General features: G+C 70.9%; 13 protein-coding genes. 9 read left to right on the forward strand and 4 right to left on the reverse strand.

Translation table 11 applies throughout. The features are described 5' to 3' along the window. Positions 1 to 78: 78 nt before the first annotated feature. From D7D94_RS11375 to D7D94_RS11390, 4 genes are all read right to left on the reverse strand, one after another. Positions 79 to 1,743 carry a thiamine pyrophosphate-binding protein gene (locus D7D94_RS11375; protein WP_156242713.1) on the reverse strand — a complete coding sequence of 555 codons (1,665 nt, stop codon included), beginning with the start codon at positions 1,741 to 1,743 and terminating at the stop codon, positions 79 to 81. Then, a complete protein-coding gene (locus tag D7D94_RS11380; protein ID WP_156242714.1) occupies positions 1,740 to 2,537 on the reverse strand; it encodes a cyclase family protein in 798 nt (265 codons plus the stop codon). Before D7D94_RS11380 ends, D7D94_RS11375 begins: the two co-directional genes overlap by 4 nt. 106 nt (positions 2,538 to 2,643) lie before the next feature. After that, positions 2,644 to 3,108, reverse strand: a complete 465-nt coding sequence (locus tag D7D94_RS11385; protein WP_156242715.1) for a hypothetical protein — start codon at positions 3,106 to 3,108, stop codon at positions 2,644 to 2,646. A gap of 21 nt (positions 3,109 to 3,129) precedes the next feature. Next, positions 3,130 to 3,300 (reverse strand): hypothetical protein, encoded by a 171-nt coding sequence (locus D7D94_RS11390; protein ID WP_156242716.1) that lies wholly within the window; start codon positions 3,298 to 3,300, stop codon positions 3,130 to 3,132. 362 nt (positions 3,301 to 3,662) lie between these two features. Here D7D94_RS11390 and D7D94_RS11395 point away from each other — a divergent pair, with 362 nt between their 5' ends. The 9 genes from D7D94_RS11395 (at position 3,663) to D7D94_RS11435 (ending at position 15,550) form a co-directional block, all read left to right on the forward strand. Then, positions 3,663 to 5,360, forward strand: a complete 1,698-nt coding sequence (locus D7D94_RS11395; protein ID WP_246171781.1) for an ABC transporter substrate-binding protein — start codon at positions 3,663 to 3,665, stop codon at positions 5,358 to 5,360. Position 5,361: 1 nt separating this feature from the next. Beyond that, positions 5,362 to 6,333, forward strand: coding sequence for an ABC transporter permease (locus D7D94_RS11400; RefSeq protein WP_156242717.1), 972 nt, complete (start codon positions 5,362 to 5,364; stop codon positions 6,331 to 6,333). Next, positions 6,330 to 7,328 carry an ABC transporter permease gene (locus D7D94_RS11405; protein ID WP_246171782.1) on the forward strand — a complete coding sequence of 333 codons (999 nt, stop codon included), beginning with the start codon at positions 6,330 to 6,332 and terminating at the stop codon, positions 7,326 to 7,328. The genes D7D94_RS11400 and D7D94_RS11405 overlap by 4 nt, the downstream gene beginning before the upstream one ends. Further along, positions 7,325 to 8,191, forward strand: a complete 867-nt coding sequence (locus D7D94_RS11410; RefSeq protein ID WP_156242718.1) for an ABC transporter ATP-binding protein — start codon at positions 7,325 to 7,327, stop codon at positions 8,189 to 8,191. Before D7D94_RS11405 ends, D7D94_RS11410 begins: the two co-directional genes overlap by 4 nt. Continuing rightward, on the forward strand, positions 8,188 to 9,087 hold the full coding sequence (locus tag D7D94_RS11415; RefSeq protein WP_156242719.1) for an ATP-binding cassette domain-containing protein: 900 nt from the start codon (positions 8,188 to 8,190) through the stop codon (positions 9,085 to 9,087). Before D7D94_RS11410 ends, D7D94_RS11415 begins: the two co-directional genes overlap by 4 nt. Next, complete coding sequence (locus D7D94_RS11420) at positions 9,084 to 10,370, forward strand: alpha/beta fold hydrolase (RefSeq protein WP_156242720.1); 1,287 nt, start codon at positions 9,084 to 9,086, stop codon at positions 10,368 to 10,370. The genes D7D94_RS11415 and D7D94_RS11420 overlap by 4 nt, the downstream gene beginning before the upstream one ends. Next, positions 10,367 to 11,797: an aminopeptidase P family protein gene (locus D7D94_RS11425; protein WP_156242721.1), complete on the forward strand. Its 1,431-nt coding sequence runs from the start codon at positions 10,367 to 10,369 to the stop codon at positions 11,795 to 11,797. The genes D7D94_RS11420 and D7D94_RS11425 overlap by 4 nt, the downstream gene beginning before the upstream one ends. Further along, positions 11,794 to 14,550: a beta-L-arabinofuranosidase domain-containing protein gene (locus tag D7D94_RS11430; RefSeq protein ID WP_246171783.1), complete on the forward strand. Its 2,757-nt coding sequence runs from the start codon at positions 11,794 to 11,796 to the stop codon at positions 14,548 to 14,550. The genes D7D94_RS11425 and D7D94_RS11430 overlap by 4 nt, the downstream gene beginning before the upstream one ends. Before the next feature lie 91 nt (positions 14,551 to 14,641). Continuing rightward, positions 14,642 to 15,550 (forward strand): dihydrodipicolinate synthase family protein, encoded by a 909-nt coding sequence (locus D7D94_RS11435; RefSeq protein ID WP_156242722.1) that lies wholly within the window; start codon positions 14,642 to 14,644, stop codon positions 15,548 to 15,550. The last annotated feature ends 9 nt before the right edge of the window (positions 15,551 to 15,559 follow it).

A 15,559-nucleotide genomic window follows, 5' to 3' on the forward strand; every position in this document is an offset into this window, starting at 1 on the left:
TCGAAGGAACTGCGGCCGAGCCCAGTGTTGTGAAGCGGCCTCCAAAGGGGGATTGATCCCCATCGGATGACGGCTGCCTCAGTGCACGGCGAAGGCCTCCTGCAGCCACCAGGATCCGCCATCCGAGATGATCTTCGCGTCGATGACGAGCGGCGCCGACGGCCCTGACGCGACCCACTCGGCGACCGCGTCGAGGTCGTCGACCGTCTGCACGGTCAAGCCCGTCGCTCCGTACCCGCGGGCGATGGCGGCGAAGTCCGTGTCGGGGAACTCGACCGTCGCGAGGTCCGCATCGGCGCCGAAGTGGTGGATCTCCGCGCCGTATGCGGCGTCGTTGTAGACGATGACGACGAGCGGCAGCCCGAGCCGGCAGGCGGTCTCGAACTCGCTCATCGCCATCAGCAGGCCGCCGTCGCCGGTGCCGAGCACGGCCATCCGGTCGGGTCGGGCGAGCGCGGCGCCGATCGCGGTCGAGAGCCCGAGCCCGATGGACTGGAACGCCTGCGTCATGCAGTACCCGAACTCGTCGGGCACCTCGAGGTACTGGCTCGGGTAGCCCATGAAGTTGCCCGAGTCGATCGACACGATCCGCTCGCGCGGCAGCAGGTCATCCAGCCGTGCGGTGAGCACGCGCGGGTCGATGCGAGCGGATGTCGACAGATCGTCGATCGGAACGTCGCGCCACCGCGACGCGGTCGCGATCCGTGCGGCGACCTCCTCGGTGCGGTAGCCGGTGCGGCGGGCGGTGCCGCGGGCGCGCAGCTCGGCGGTGAGCGCGCGGCCGGTCGCCGTCGAGTCGCCCAGCACTCCGAGCGTGATCGGGCGGATGGCCCCGAGCGCGCCGGGCTCGACGTCGACCTGCACGAGAGCGGCGGATGGCCCGATGAGGGTTCCGCGGCGAGTGGTCCAGTTGTTGAGGGCGGAGCCGAATGCGATCACGAGGTCGGCGTCCTGCAGCAGCTCGGCGGTGAGGGGCGAGGAGAATCCGCCGGAGATGCCGAGGTCGAACGGGTCGCCCGCGAAGAGGCCCTTCGCGACCGCGCCGACGGCGAGGAGCGCACCGGCCTCGAGCCCGAGCTCGCGCAGCTCGGCGCCGGCGGAGCGTCCGCCGCGTCCGGCGAGGATGACCGGGCGCTCCGACCGCTCGACGAGATCCGCGAGCACCGACACCGCGGTGGCATCGGGCGCGACGGGCAGGGGAGCGTCCGCGTGCAGCGGCGCCTCGAGCAGCTCGGCCGGAACCCGCCGCGCCTGGATGTCGATGGGCAGGCTGAGGACGACCGTGCGCCGCTCGTCACGGGCCGTCCGGAACGCACGGACGACATCCCGGAGCGCCGTCTCGGCCGAGTGGACGCGCTCGGCGACCGCTCCTACGCTGCGGGCGAGTCCATCCTGATCCATCGCGAAGTTGTTCGTGACGTCGCCCGTGCTGGCCTCCGCCGCGAGCACGAGGAGTGGCGTGCGGCTCTTCGCCGCCTCGGCGATGCCGGTCGTCGCGTTCGTCAGCCCGCACCCCTGATGCACGGTGACGGCGGCGACCGTCGACGACATCCGCGCGAAGGCGTCGGCGGCGGTCGCGGCGGCCATCTCGTGGCGCATCGCGGTGAACGGAACGCCCGCGTCGCGGAGTGCGTTCGTCACGTGGAAGTTGCCGCTGCCCACGACGCCGAACACGCGGCCGACGCCGAGCCGGGCGAGCGTGCGCCCGACGAGCTCGGCGACCGTGACGTCGCCGGCTGTCACCGGGCGGCCGCGGCCGCGGCGGCGTCCTCGACGAGAGCCCACACGCGGGCCGGGCTGCCGGTGCCGCCGACGATCGGCAGCGGCGAGACGATGAGCACCGCGCCGGTCGGCGGCAGCTCGGCGAGGTTCTGCAGCGACGTGATGCCGTACTTGTCGTTGCCGAGCAGGTGGTAGTGGGCGGGGAAGGGCGGGTCGAGCTCCGCGCCGCGGCCCGCGTCGATGCCGACGGTCTCCACGCCGAAGCCCGAGATCGGGCGCTCGGTCGCGAGCCACTCCGCCGCCCGCGCGGTGATGCCCGGCGTGTGCGAGCCGGTGTCGTCCGCGTTCAGGAACGCCTCCTGCGAATCGGCGTACTGATCCCATCCGGTGCGGAACAGCAGCCATCCGTTCTCGGGCAGGCGACCGTGCTCGGCCTCCCACGCCTCGATGTCGGCGATGTCGAGGAGGTAGTCCGGGTCGGCCTCGGCCTCGGCGCGCTTGTCGATCACGACGGCGGGCCCGATGAGCCGCGCGGGCGGGATCTGCGACACGTCGTGCCCCTCGCGGCCTGAGATCCAGTGCACGGGAGCGTCGATGTGCGTGCCGATGTGCTCGCCGGTGGTGACGTTGTGGTGCTTCCAGAACGGGCCCGGCTCGTCGTACGCGCTCACCTGCTCGAGGCGGAAGTCGACGAGGTTCGCGAACGGCTCCGGCAGGCGCAGGGTCGGCGTCTCGGCCGAGAGCGGGTTCGTGAGGTCGATGAAGCGGATGGCGCCGCCCGCGAGAGCGGACGTCAGCGAGTCGAGCAGGGACAAGGGATGCTCCTTCCGGGCCGCGTCGTCGCGGCGATGCAGCAGTGCTGCGTCCAGTGAAGCGCATCCGCGCGGGGGAGCGGAAACCGGGGCGTCGCCTGGCGCGCGTTCAGCTCGACGGCAGGCGCTCGAGGATGTGCTCGGGCTCGCGCAGCATCGCGCGCGCGGCGGCGGTGCGGTGGAGGTACTCGACCGTGCGCTTCATGAGGTCGGCGCTCCGGCGGCTGTAGCCGACGACGTGGTGCGAGCCGACCTCCCACTCGTGCTCGACGCCCGGCACGCGGACCGTGACGTAGAAGGGGCGCACCTCGGGCGGATCGATGATGCTCACGAAGACGCCGGAGAGCAGCGGCATCACGACATCCCCAACAGCCGGCACACGCCATCCGGTCGTCGGGATGTCGAGCTCGATGCTGCGCACGTCATGCCAGGCGGCCGACGCGCTCTCGCGGCCGTCCTTCATGTAGCTGAGGCGATCGGGGCGCAGCAGCACGTGGGTGCCGCCGACATCCCCGAGAGCGAGGCCCTGGCCGTCCACCGGGGTCATGCCGGCGCGGTGTCGTCGCTTGGTCATCCCCCGATTGTCGCGGATGGCTCAGGCCGGCTCGTCGGGAGCGATGCCCATCCCGTCGAGGTGCGCCTGGCTGTCGTCGACGGACTCGGCGGAGGCCTCGTTCGTGCCGTTCGACGCCTCCTCCAGGTCGCTCGGCTGTCCGTCGTGGCTTGTGAGGGACTTGCTGTGCTCGTCTTTGTCGTCGTGGCTCATGGCACCATCCGATCGCGGCTGGGCCCTGGTGTCACCGCCCTTGACAGGGTCGTGCGGCGTGGCGCTGGGCACTCGGGAGGAGAAGTGCACGGCGAAGGAGGAACTGCGCGGAATTCATCCTCCCGAGCGCACATCCCCTCCCGGATGCCGGCCGTCGGCTCCCAGGCGTCGGCCGTCAGCCCGCGCCCGCCCATGTTGCGCGCGCGTTACATCTGGGGCGCGGCTCGTGACGTTCTCGTTTCCCTGCTTCCGACGCGCCAAGAGGTCCGCTAGAAAGAGTGCAGTTGTACATTGCACTCGCGTATTGCTCGCTGTAGTCTCCCCATCATGCGATGGGGCACAAGGAAGGTAGGACCGACGCTGTGACTACGAAGATGAGGAAGGGCGCGCTCGCGCTGGGCGTGATCGGCGCTCTGCTTCTCACCGGCTGCGCCGGTGGCGGCGGTGGCGAAGAGCCGGCCGCCAACCAGGAGACGACGGGGCCCCAGTCCGGCGGCACCGTGCACATGCTGCAGAACGCGGACTTCTCGTACCTCGACCCCGCGCGGGGCTGGGACGGCGGCGTCAACGCGTTCTACCGCCTGCTCTACCGCGGGCTCACGATGCAGACCTCGGGTGACGCCGAAGACCCGAACGCGATCGTCCCCGACATGGCGACGGGGCTGGGCGAGGCGTCCGATGACGGCCTGACCTGGACCTACACGCTGAAGGACGGACTCAAGTTCGACAACGGCGACCCGATCACCTCGGCCGAGGTGAAGTTCGGCATCTCGCGTGCCTGGGACCCCGACATCGGCATCGGCTCGCCGTACCTGAAGATGGTCATCGACGCTCCGGAGGACTACCAGGGCCCGTACGTCTCCGGTGACCTCCCGACGATCGAGACGCCGGACGAGAAGACCATCGTCTTCCACCTGAAGGCGCCGTTCCCCGAGTTCGACAACGTGCTCTCGCAGGCCAACGCCGTGCCGTTCCCGGAGGGCACCGGCGCGGGCGACGAGTTCATCAGCGACGTGATCGCCTCGGGCCCGTACACGCTCGACAGCTACACGCCGGGCAGCTCGATCCGCCTCGTGCGCAACGAGAACTGGGACCCCGAGACCGACGAGGTGCGCAAGGCGTACCCCGACGCGTGGGAGTTCGAGATCGGCATCGACCCCGCCACGATCGACGAGCGGATGATCGCCGGCCAGGGCAGCGACGCCAGCGCGATCGCCTCCAAGATCAGCGGCTCGTCGCTCCCGCGTCTGCAGACGCCGGAGCTGCAGGAGCGCACCATCTCGGCGGACGCGTACTGCACGACCTACATGTCGATGAACACGTCGAAGGCGCCGTTCGACGACGTGAAGGTCCGCCAGGCCGTGAACTGGGCGATCGACCGGGCCACCGTGCAGAACGCCTCGGGCGGTAACCAGCTGGCGGATGTCGCGACCGCGATCATCCCGCCGGCCGTCACCGGCCACAAGGAGTTCGACCTCTACCCGAGCGAAGGCCACGCGGGCGACCCCGAGAAGGCCAAGGAGCTGCTCGCCGAGGCCGGCATGCCGGATGGGTTCGAGTTCACCCTCGACATCCGCTCGCAGCCGACCGCGCAGGCGCAGGCCGAGGCCATCCAGCAGTCGCTCGAGAAGATCGGCGTGACGGCGAACCTCAACGTCATCGACACCTCGATCTACTACGAGACGATCGCGACGCCGGCGAAGCAGAACGACGCCGCCATCACCGGCTGGTGCCCGGACTGGGCGTCCAGCGCGAGCACGTTCATCCCGCCGCTCTTCGACGGTCGCAACATCGTCGACCGCGGCAACCAGAACCTCGCTCAGCTGAACGACCCCGAGATCAACCAGCGCATCGACGAGATCCGCGCCATGGAGGACCCGCAGGAGGCTGCGACCGCCTGGGGCGAGCTCGACGAGCAGATCATGGAGCTCTCGCCGATCGCACCGCTCGTGCTCGAGAAGGGCATCTTCCTCCCGGGCGAGAACATCACGAACTACTACCCCAGCACGAACATGACCGATCTCACGATCGTCGGGCTCAAGGACCCCGCGAAGAGCTGAGATGACCGTCACCTCGACTGGAATCGAGGCTGAGACCCCGGCCGTCGGCGACCCCGCGCACATGCGCACGGAGTCGCCGACGGCCCCGGGCCGTCGCCTGCTCCGCGCCTTCGCCACCGATGTGCCCGCCGTGCTCTCCACGGGCTACATCGTCGTCATGGTCCTCGCGGCCATCTTCGCTCCGCTCATCGTCGCCGTCAGCGGCTGGGGACCGTACGAGTTCGACCAGACCGCCATCGACCCGAACCTCGGCGCCATCCCGGTCGGCCCGCTCGGCGGCATCAGCGCACAGCACTGGTTCGGGGTGGAGCCCGGCAGCGGACGCGACATCTTCGCGCGCATCGTCTACGGCGCGCGCGTCTCCCTCACCGTCGCACTCAGCGCGACGGTCCTCACGACCATCCTCGGCGTGGTCTTCGGACTGCTCGCCGGCTACCTCGGCGGCTTCGTCGACACCGTCATCTCACGCGTCATGGAGTTCCTCATGGCGTTCCCCGCGCTGATCTTCATGATCGCCATCCTCTCCGCGCTCCCCGCGGACAACCGCGTGCTGCTGCTGGTGCTCGTCATCTCGCTGTTCGGATGGCCGTACCTCGCGCGCATCGTGCGCTCGCAGACGCTCTCCCTCAAGGAGCGCGAGTTCGTCGAGTCCGCCAAGGCCTCCGGAGCGACGCACGTGCAGATCATCTTCCGGGAGATCCTCCCGAACCTGCAGTCGACCATCATCGTCATGGCGACCCTGGCCGTGCCCGGCTACGTCGGAACGGAGGCGGGCCTGTCGTTCCTCGGCGTCGGCGTCGTGCCGCCCACCCCGAGCTGGGGCCAGATGATCGCGTCGGCCGCCCCCTGGTACGCGGTCGACCCGATGTACTTCGTCATCCCCGGCGCCTTCCTGTTCCTGCTCGTGATGTCGTTCACGACGCTCGGAGACCGGGTGCGCGTCATCGTCGGCAGCGGAGAGGTGCGCGCGTGACCCGTCTGATCATCTCGCGTCTGCTCGGGATGGCCCTGGTGCTGTTCCTGGTGACGCTGTTCACCTACGTCATCTTCTTCGTGCTGTCGCCGGACCCGGCCGTGCAGATCTGCGGCAAGAACTGCACACCCGACCGCATCGACCAGATCCGGACGAGCCTCGGACTCGACGAGCCGTTCTGGACGCAGTTCTTCACGTACGTCGGCGGGCTCTTCGCGGGCCGCACGTTCGTCGTCGCCGGCGCGGACGTCGCCTGCTCCGCGCCGTGCCTCGGCTACTCGTTCCAGACCAGTCAGCTCGTCGGCGACATGATCGTGCAGCGCCTCCCGATCTCCGCGACGATCGCCATCGGCGCCGCGGTGCTGTGGGTGCTCGGCGGCGTGACCTCGGGCGTGCTGAGCGCCGTGAAGGAGGGGCGCTTCCTCGACCGCTTCTTCGCCGGCCTCACCCTCGGCTCGATGTCCATCCCGAACTACGTCCTCGCGCTCGCGCTGCAGTTCGTCCTCGTCGTCGCGCTGGGATGGCTGCCGTTTCCGCAGGCCGTGCGCTTCGGCGACGACCCGGGGCGCTGGTTCTTGAACTTCATCATGCCGTGGATCGTGCTCGCGATCGGATACGCCGCGGTCTACACGCGGCTCACCCGCGCCAACGTCATCGAGACGATGCAGGAGAACTTCGTGCGCACCGCGCGGGCGAAGGGCCTGGCGCCGAGCCTCGTCTGGCGGCGCCACGCGCTGCGCCCCGCCCTCACCCCGATCGTCACGATCTTCGGCATGGACATCGCAGGCCTCCTCGGCGGTGCGGTCATCACCGAGACCGTGTTCGGCCTCAACGGCGTGGGCAAGCTCACCGCCGACTCGATCTCGAGCAACGACCAGCCCGTCATCATGGCGGTCACGCTGCTGTCGGCCTTCTTCGTGATCGTCGGCAACCTCGTCGTCGATCTGCTCTACTCCGCGATCGACCCGCGCGTCCGGACAGGAGCGAAGGCATGAACGCCGCGACCACGAACCAGGGCCCACTCCTCACGGTCGACGACCTCACCGTCTCGTTCACCACGGCCAAGGGGCGCGCCGACGTCGTGAAGAACCTGAGCTTCTCGGTGCCCCGCGGTGGCGCCCTCGGCATCGTGGGGGAGTCGGGGTCGGGCAAGTCGATGACGAGCCTCGCGGTGATGGGCCTGCTGCCGAAGGGCGGCAGCGCCACCGGCCGCATCTCCTTCGACGGCCGTGAGCTGACCTCGCTCCCCGAGCGCGAGATGCGCGGCGTGCGCGGCGACCGGATCGCGATGATCTTCCAGGACCCGCTGTCGTCGCTCAACCCGTACTACAAGGTCGGCACGCAGATCGTCGAGGCGTACCTCTCCCACCGCAGCGGGGTGTCCCGGCGGGAGGCGCGGCGCGTGGCGATCGAGGCGCTCGAGCGCGTGCACATCCGCGACGCCGCCCAGCGCATCGACCACTACCCGCACCAGTTCTCCGGCGGCATGCGCCAGCGCATCATGATCGCCATGGCGCTGAGCATGGAGCCCGACCTCATCATCGCCGACGAGCCCACGACCGCACTCGACGTCACGGTGCAGGCGCAGATCCTCGACCTCCTGTCGGAGATCCGGAAGGACACCGGCGCGAGCCTCATCCTCATCACCCACGACCTCGCGGTCGTGAGCGAGGTCACCGACGACATCGTCGTCATGCGCGAGGGCGCGGTGGTCGAGCAGGGGACGACCGAGCAGGTGTTCAGCGATCCGCAGGCCGACTACACCCGCCGGCTGCTCGATGCCGTGCCGCGCATCGACGACGAGATCGGGACGCTGCGGACCACGGCCATCCCGACCGTGACAGGAGGAACCCGATGAGCGCCGCTCCGCTGTCGACCGAGACCCCGCTGTGCCGCGCCACGGGGCTCGTGAAGGACTTCGCCACCGGCCGGGCAACCGTGCTCGGCACGAAGAAGTCGTTCCGCGCCGTCGATGACGTGTCGCTGGAGATCCGCCGCGGCGAGACGATGGCGCTCGTGGGGGAGTCCGGGTCGGGCAAGTCGACGACGGCCCGCCTGGTCGCGCGCCTCATGGAGGTCGACGGCGGCACGATCGAGTTCGAGGGGCAGGATGTGACGGCGCTCCGCGGACGCGAGCTGCACGACTTCCGCGGGAAGGTGCAGGTCATCTTCCAGGACCCGTTCTCGTCGCTGAACCCGCGGCACTCGGTCGAGCGCCTCGTGACCGCGCCCCTTGTCTACCAGGGGCGGAAGATCCCCGGCGGCGCGCGGGCGTTCACGCGCTCGCTCATGGAGCGCGTGGGGCTCAACCCCGACTTCTCCGACCGCCTCCCCTCGCAGTTCTCCGGCGGTCAGGCGCAGCGCATCGGCATCGCCCGCGCGCTGGCCGTCGGCCCGAAGCTCGTCATCTGCGATGAGGCCGTCTCCGCGCTCGACGTGTCGGTGCAGGCGCAGGTCATCAACCTGCTGCGCGATCTGCAGGCCGACGAGGGCTTCGGCTACCTCTTCATCGCGCATGACCTCGCCGTCGTCCGGCAGATCGCCACGCGCGTCGCCGTGATGAGCCAGGGCCGGATCGTCGAGACCGGCGAGCGCGACGCGATCTTCGAGTCGCCGCAGCACGAGTACACGCGCACGCTGCTGAGCGCTGTGCCGCGGATCAACCCCGAGTGGGACCGCCGACGCCGCGAGGCGGAGCGGCGGCGCGAGGAGAGCGCGGCGCACGGCGTGCCCGCGGCGGAGGGAGCCCGATGACCACCTCTTACCTGCTGCGCGGGATGCGCGCGCGCGAGCAGCGTGTGACGGTGCCCCTCGACTGGACCCAGCCCGACGGCGAGAGCATCGAGCTGCTCGTCCGCGAGCTCGTCGACCCCGAGCGCGACCATCCCGAGACGCCGTTGCTCACCTACCTGCAGGGCGGCCCGGGCGGCGCGAACCCGCGCCCGCTCGCGCGCGACGGCTGGATCGCCGAGGCGCTCGACACCTACCGCGTCGTGCTCGTCGACCAGCGGGGCACCGGCGGATCCACTCCGCTCGACGCCCGCGTCGTGGCCGAGCGGGGGGATGGCCGCGCCGGCGCGGACTTCCTCGCCCACTTCCGCGCGGACTCCATCGTGCGGGACCTCGAGCACGTGCGGCAGGAGCTGTACGAGGGCCGGCGCTGGGCGACGCTCGCGCAGAGCTACGGCGGCTGGATCACGCTGACGTACCTGTCGTTCGCTCCGGAGGGCCTGGCCGCGAGCTACATCTGCGGGGGCGTCCCCGGCACGCCGCCGCGGGCGAGCGAGGTCTACCGGCGCACGTTCGACCGCGTCGCGACGAAGACGGCGGAGCTCTACCGGCGCTACCCCGACGACGTCGGGCGGGTGGCGGAGATCGCCGACGCGCTCGCCGCGGGCGACGTGCTGCTGCCCGACGGCGACGTCCTCACCGTCCGCCGCTTCCAGGCGCTCGGCATCGACATGGGGATGAAGCCCGGTCACGAGCGTCTGCACTGGCTCATCGAGAAGGCGTTCGTGCGCCCTGGCCGGTTCTCCGACGCGTTCCTGCAGGATGTCATGGCGCTCAGCTCGACCGCGGGCAACCCGCTGTTCTGGACGCTGCAGGAGACGCTCTACGGCGATCCCTCGAGCGGTGCCACCGGCTGGGCCGCTCAGGCCGAGCGCGACCGCCGCCCCGCCTTCGACGAGGATCGGCGGCCGCTGCTGTTCACGGGCGAGATGGCCTTCCCGTGGATGTTCGACGAGATCCGCGTGCTGCGCGGCTTCGCACCGGCCGTGCACGAGCTCGCCGCGCGCACGGACTGGGGTCCTCTGTACGACCTCGACCGGCTCGCGGCCAACGAGGTGCCGGTCGCCGCCGCCGTGTACTTCGACGACATGTACGTCGATGCGGGGCTGCAGCTCGACACCCTCGGCCGGCTCGGCAACGCCGGCTGGTGGGTCACCAACGAATACGAACACGACGGCATCGGCTCGGGGCGCACCTTCACGCACCTCCGGGAGATCGTCCGCGACCGCGGAGGAGAGACAGCATGACCGAGACGACCTCGCGCCCGCCCTATGCGGGCACGCGCTACCCGCGCCTGGCCGACATCCCCGCCTTCACCGAGTGGATCGGCGGCGGATGGGCCGACGTCCAGACCCGTCCCGACCTGCCCGTCGGCGCGGCCGCCGCGAGCGCCGCTCACCGCGACCGGCTGAGCGCCGCGCTGCCGGGGCAGACGCTCGTCGTCGCCGCGGGAACCGCGCCCATCCGCAACGACGACGCGGCATACGGCTTCCGCGCCGACAGCAGCTTCGTGTGGCTCACCTCCTGTCAGGTCGAGGACGCCGTGCTCGTGATGTGGGCTCGCGACGGCGGACACGACGCGGTCCTCTACATGCCACCGCCCTTCCGGCCGGGCGACGCCGGGTTCTTCTCGAACGCCCTGCACGGCGAGCTCTGGGTCGGCCCGTCGGCCGGACTCCCGGAATGGGCGGACGCCCTCGGCGTCGAGGTGCGCCCGCTCGCCGACCTCGGCACCGCGACCGCGCGCCTGGGAGGCGCTCTCACCGCGCGGTCGGCCGTCGCCGTCGTCCCCGGTGCAGAGGCGTCGACCGAGCTCGAGCGCACGCTGTCGAACCTGCGGATGGTCAAGGACGCCTGGGAGATCGGGCAGCTCCGCGAGGCCATCGACGCCACCGTCAGCGGCTTCGGGGCCACCGTCGCCGAGATCCCCCGCGCGATCGCCGAGGGCCTCGGCGAGCGCTGGCTGCAGGGCACGTTCGACCGTCATGCCCGCACCCTCGGCAACGGACCCGGCTACTCCACGATCGTCGGGTCCGGTGCGCACGCGCCGATCCTCCACTGGGTGCGCTGCGACGGGCCGGTGCACGACGACGCGCTCCTCCTGCTCGACATGGGCGTCGAGGCGCGCTCGCTCTACACGGCGGACGTCACCCGCACCTTCCCCGCGAGCGGCTCCTTCGACGCCACGCAGCGCGAGGTGCACGATCTCGTCGAGAAGGCCCACCGCGCGGGGCTCGCCCAGATCCGCCCCGGCACGCCCTACCTCGACTTCCATTTCGCGGCGATGGAGGTCATCGCGACGGGGCTGCACGACTGGGGTCTGCTGCCGGTCTCCGTCGACGAGGCGCTGTCCCCGCAGGGTCAGCAGCACCGCCGGTACCTCGCGTGCGGCATCGGGCACCACCTTGGTCTCGACGTGCACGACTGCAGCCAGGCGCACTACGAGGACTACATGGGCGCGGATCTCGTTCCCGGCGTCGTCATGACGGTGGAGCCCGGCCTCTACTTCCACGCGCACGACCTCACCCTGCCGCCCGAGCTGCGCGGCATCGGCGTGCGCCTGGAGGACGACATCCTCGTCACCGAGACGGGGTCGGAGGTCCTCTCCGACGCCCTCCCCATCGACGCCGCGGGCATCGAGCTCTGGGTCGGCGAGCGGATGGCCGGACGGTGACGGATATCGCGCCGCGCCTCGAGCCGTTCCCGCTCGGCGACGTCGCCCTCGGCGGGGGCAGCGTCTACCTCCGTGCGCGCGACGCCATGCTGGAGCTCGCTCGCGCCTACCCGGTCGACCGCCTGCTCGCGGTGTTCCGCGCGAATGCCGGAATCGACACGCGCAGGGCCGAGCCGCCCGGCGCCTGGGAGGGCTTCGGCCATCCGAGCGAGCAGGCGTGGGGCGAGGACGACTACCCCGGGAAGGACCGTGCGCAGACGGCGAATCTGCTGCGCGGGCACTACGCCGGGCACTTCCTGTCGATGCTGGCGCTGGCCGCCGCGAGCGAGCGCGACGAGACGCTGCGCGCCAAGGTCGAGGAGATGGTCGACGGTCTCGGCGAGGTGCAGGAGGCGCTCGCCGCGACGGGCCGCTTCTCCCACCCCGGCTTCCTCGCCGCCTACGGCGAATGGCAGTTCGCGCGCCTGGAGCACTTCGCCCCGTACGGCGAGATCTGGGCGCCGTACTACACGTGCCACAAGATCATGGCCGGCCTGCTCGACGCCTATGAGCTCGTCGGCAGCGAGCGCGCGCTGGAGATCGTCGTCGCGATGGGCCGGTGGGTCGCGCAGCGACTCGGGCGGCTCGACCACGACCGCATCCAGCGGATGTGGTCGCTCTACATCGCGGGCGAGTACGGCGGCATGAACGAGACGCTCGCGCGGCTCAGCCGCGTCGCCGGCATCCCCGAGTTCCTCGACACCGCGCGGCTGTTCGACATGGACCGGCTCATCGACGCCGGGGTGGACGGCGTCGACGTCCTCACCGGGATGCACGCCAACCAGCACCTGCCGCAGCTCATCGGATACGTGCACGAGTACGAGATCACCGGCGAGCGCCGGTATCTCGATGCCGTGATCGGTCTGTGGGAGCAGATCGTGCCCGGCCGGGTCTTCGCGCACGGCGGCACCGGCGAGAGCGAGCTCTGGGGCCCGCCGCAGACGGTCGCCGGCCACATCGGGCGCCGGAACGCCGAGACCTGCGCGACGTACAACCTCCTGAAGATCGCGCGGCTGCTCTTCCTGCACACCGAGGACCCGCGGTACATGGCGTACTACGAGCGGGCGTCGCTCAACCACGTGCTCGCTTCACGGCGTGCGGCTCGCTCGACGACGAGCCCCGAGGTCGCGTACATGTTCCCGGTCGACCCCGGCGCGCTGCCCGAGTTCGACAACATCGGCACGTGCTGCGGCGGCACCGGCCTGGAGAACCACGTCAAGCACCAGGACACCGTCTTCTTCCGCGCGGCCGACGGCGGCCCCGAGCTGTGGGTCAATCTGCTCGTGCCCGCCCGGCTCTCCTGGTGGGAGCAGGCCGTCGACGTCGTGCTCGACAGCGGCCATCCCTGGAGCGGGCGCACCACGCTGCGCGTCGAGCCGGAGGCGGACGCCGTCGAGCTCACGCTTCACGTGCGCATCCCCGCCTGGGCGTCCGGGCCCGCCACGCTGCGGGTGGGTGAGGAGGTGCTCGTCGGCGAGCCGGGAACGTACGTCGCCCTCACCCGTGGGTGGCGCCGCGGCGAGGTCCTCGACATCGACGTGCCGATGACCCTGCAGGCGCAGGGCGCCATCGACGACCCCGCGCTCCGCAGCGTGCACCTCGGGCCGAGCGTGCTCGTCGCGCGGGACGACGCGACGACGACGCGCGAGCTGCCGCTCGACGGCCTGCGCCGGCTCGACGGCACCCTCCTCGACGACCGCGGCGTCGAGAGCAGTTCCGCCGCGGACGCGGGCGTGCGGCTGCAGGCGGATGGCCATCTCGCGATCTCGGGGATGCGCTTCGAGCCGGTCTGGACCGGGTCCGACGCGCGCTATCACATGTATGTGCGCGCGCGAGCGACGGAGGTCGCCTTCGCCAGCACCCCGACGGGTGTCCCCGCTCGCGTGCGTGCCGACGGGCGGACGCTTCTCGACGACGTCTGGGCCGAGCCCCTTCCGCGCACCCGCGACGAGTTCCTCGAGCGCGTGCAGGAGAGCGCGCTCGCCGCTCGACGCGACGGCCTGCTCACGCGCGCCGAACTCGAGCGCGTGCTCGTGGGTGCCGGCGCCGCGGACATCGACGGCTCCGGCGTGACCCGCCGTGCGCGCATCGCCGCCGCCGGCGACGCGGGAGTGGGCTGGGAGCTCCGCGAGACCGGCGATGTCGTCTGGACGCTGCCGGGCGGCCTCGACGACGCGCCGCTTCCCCCGCACGTCACCATCGAGACCGACGCACCTCCCGCCGGGTCGGGCTGGTTCACGGCGACGCCGGTCGTCACGATCACGGCCGTGGACGTGTCGGAGGGCGAGCATGATCCGCTCGTCGTGGAGGTGCGGACCGGCGAGGAGCCGTGGCGCAGCTACGACGGCCCCGTGCCGGTCGAGGCCGAGGGCGTCGTCCGGGTCGAGGCGCGCGCCACGAGCGCAGCCGGACTCACCGGGTACACCGCCCGCGAGCTGGCGGTGGACACCGCAGCTCCCGCCGTCGAGGCGCGCGTGCGGTTCCTCGGCGCGAGCGTCGAGATCACCCTCATCGCGCAGGACGAGACGTCCGGGGTCGAGCGGATCCAGTGGGGTGGCGAGGGCACGTTCTGGGCGACGTTCCAGGAGGCGTTCGTCCGCACGCTGACCGATCGGGAGCAGGTGATCGAGTTCTCCGCCACCGACCGTGCGGGGAACGAGGGCGTCCGCCAGCGGCTCGTGCTCCCGGCGCTCGAACCCGCGGGATCCGCGTGATCTCGCCATAGACACGGACGTATCCCGCCGACTAGCATTGCAATTGTACTCATCCGATGACGCGCGTTGAGCGTCCGCCAGAAAGACGACTATGACTGAGAAGAAGCCCTGGCACGGCGTCAACCTCGCCACCACCCTCCCCTTCCACGAAGACCTCTCCGTGGCCTACGACGCGTACGCCGAGCACGTGCGCTTCACGACCGCGAACGGCGTCACGGGGATCATCCCCAACGGCTCGCTCGGCGAGTACCAGACCCTCACCGAGGACGAGCGCAAGCAGGTGTTCCTGACCGCCGTCGAGGCGGCCCCGGAAGGCGTCGCGGTCATCCCCGGCGTCGGCGCGTACGGCGCCCTCGAGAGCGTGCGCCTCACCGAGCACGCCGCGGAGAACGGCGCTCCCGCCGTCATGCTCCTGCCCCCGAACGCGTACCGCGCGAGTGACGACGAGGTCGTCGAGCACTTCCGCCGCGTCGCCGCCGTCGGCCTGCCGGTGCTGGCATACAACAACCCGATCGACACCAAGGTCGACCTCCGCCCCGACCTGCTCGCGCGCATGTTCGACGAGGGCCTCATCGTCTCGGTCAAGGAGTTCTCGGGCGACGTCCGCCACGCGTACGAGATCCGCGAGCTCGCTCCGGGCCTCGACATCTCCATCGGCTCCGACGACGTCGTGCTCGAGCTCGGCATCAACGGCGCCGTCGGCTGGGTCGCCGGCTACCCGAACGCGATCCCGGCCGCCACCGTCGAGCTGTACGACCTCTCGACCTCGAACGACCCCGAGAAGTGGGCGCGCGCTCGCGAGATCTACCGCGACCTGCACCCGCTGCTCCGCTGGGACTCGAAGACCTGGTTCGTCCAGGCCATCAAGCTCTCGCAGCAGGTCGCGGGCGTCGCGCCCGTCGGCATCACGACGCGCCCGCCGCGCCTGCCGCTTCCCGAGGCCATCCGCGACCAGATCATCGCCGACACCGAGGCCGTCCTGGCCAAGGGATACCGTTGATCCGCTGAC

This window comes from Microbacterium oryzae (assembly GCF_009735645.1).
Lineage (GTDB): Bacteria > Actinomycetota > Actinomycetes > Actinomycetales > Microbacteriaceae > Microbacterium > Microbacterium oryzae.

Bases quoted from the DNA above. Each gene is read 5' to 3' on its own strand.
- D7D94_RS11435 (WP_156242722.1), top strand. From the start codon at position 14,642: ATGACTGAGAAGAAGCCCTGGCACGGCGTCAACCTCGCCACCACCCTC.
- D7D94_RS11390 (WP_156242716.1), bottom strand. From the start codon at position 3,300: ATGAGCCACGACGACAAAGACGAGCACAGCAAGTCCCTCACAAGCCAC.
- D7D94_RS11415 (WP_156242719.1), top strand. From the start codon at position 8,188: ATGAGCGCCGCTCCGCTGTCGACCGAGACCCCGCTGTGCCGCGCCACG.
- D7D94_RS11425 (WP_156242721.1), top strand. From the start codon at position 10,367: ATGACCGAGACGACCTCGCGCCCGCCCTATGCGGGCACGCGCTACCCG.
- D7D94_RS11400 (WP_156242717.1), top strand. From the start codon at position 5,362: ATGACCGTCACCTCGACTGGAATCGAGGCTGAGACCCCGGCCGTCGGC.
- D7D94_RS11410 (WP_156242718.1), top strand. From the start codon at position 7,325: ATGAACGCCGCGACCACGAACCAGGGCCCACTCCTCACGGTCGACGAC.
- D7D94_RS11420 (WP_156242720.1), top strand. From the start codon at position 9,084: ATGACCACCTCTTACCTGCTGCGCGGGATGCGCGCGCGCGAGCAGCGT.
- D7D94_RS11385 (WP_156242715.1), bottom strand. From the start codon at position 3,108: ATGACCAAGCGACGACACCGCGCCGGCATGACCCCGGTGGACGGCCAG.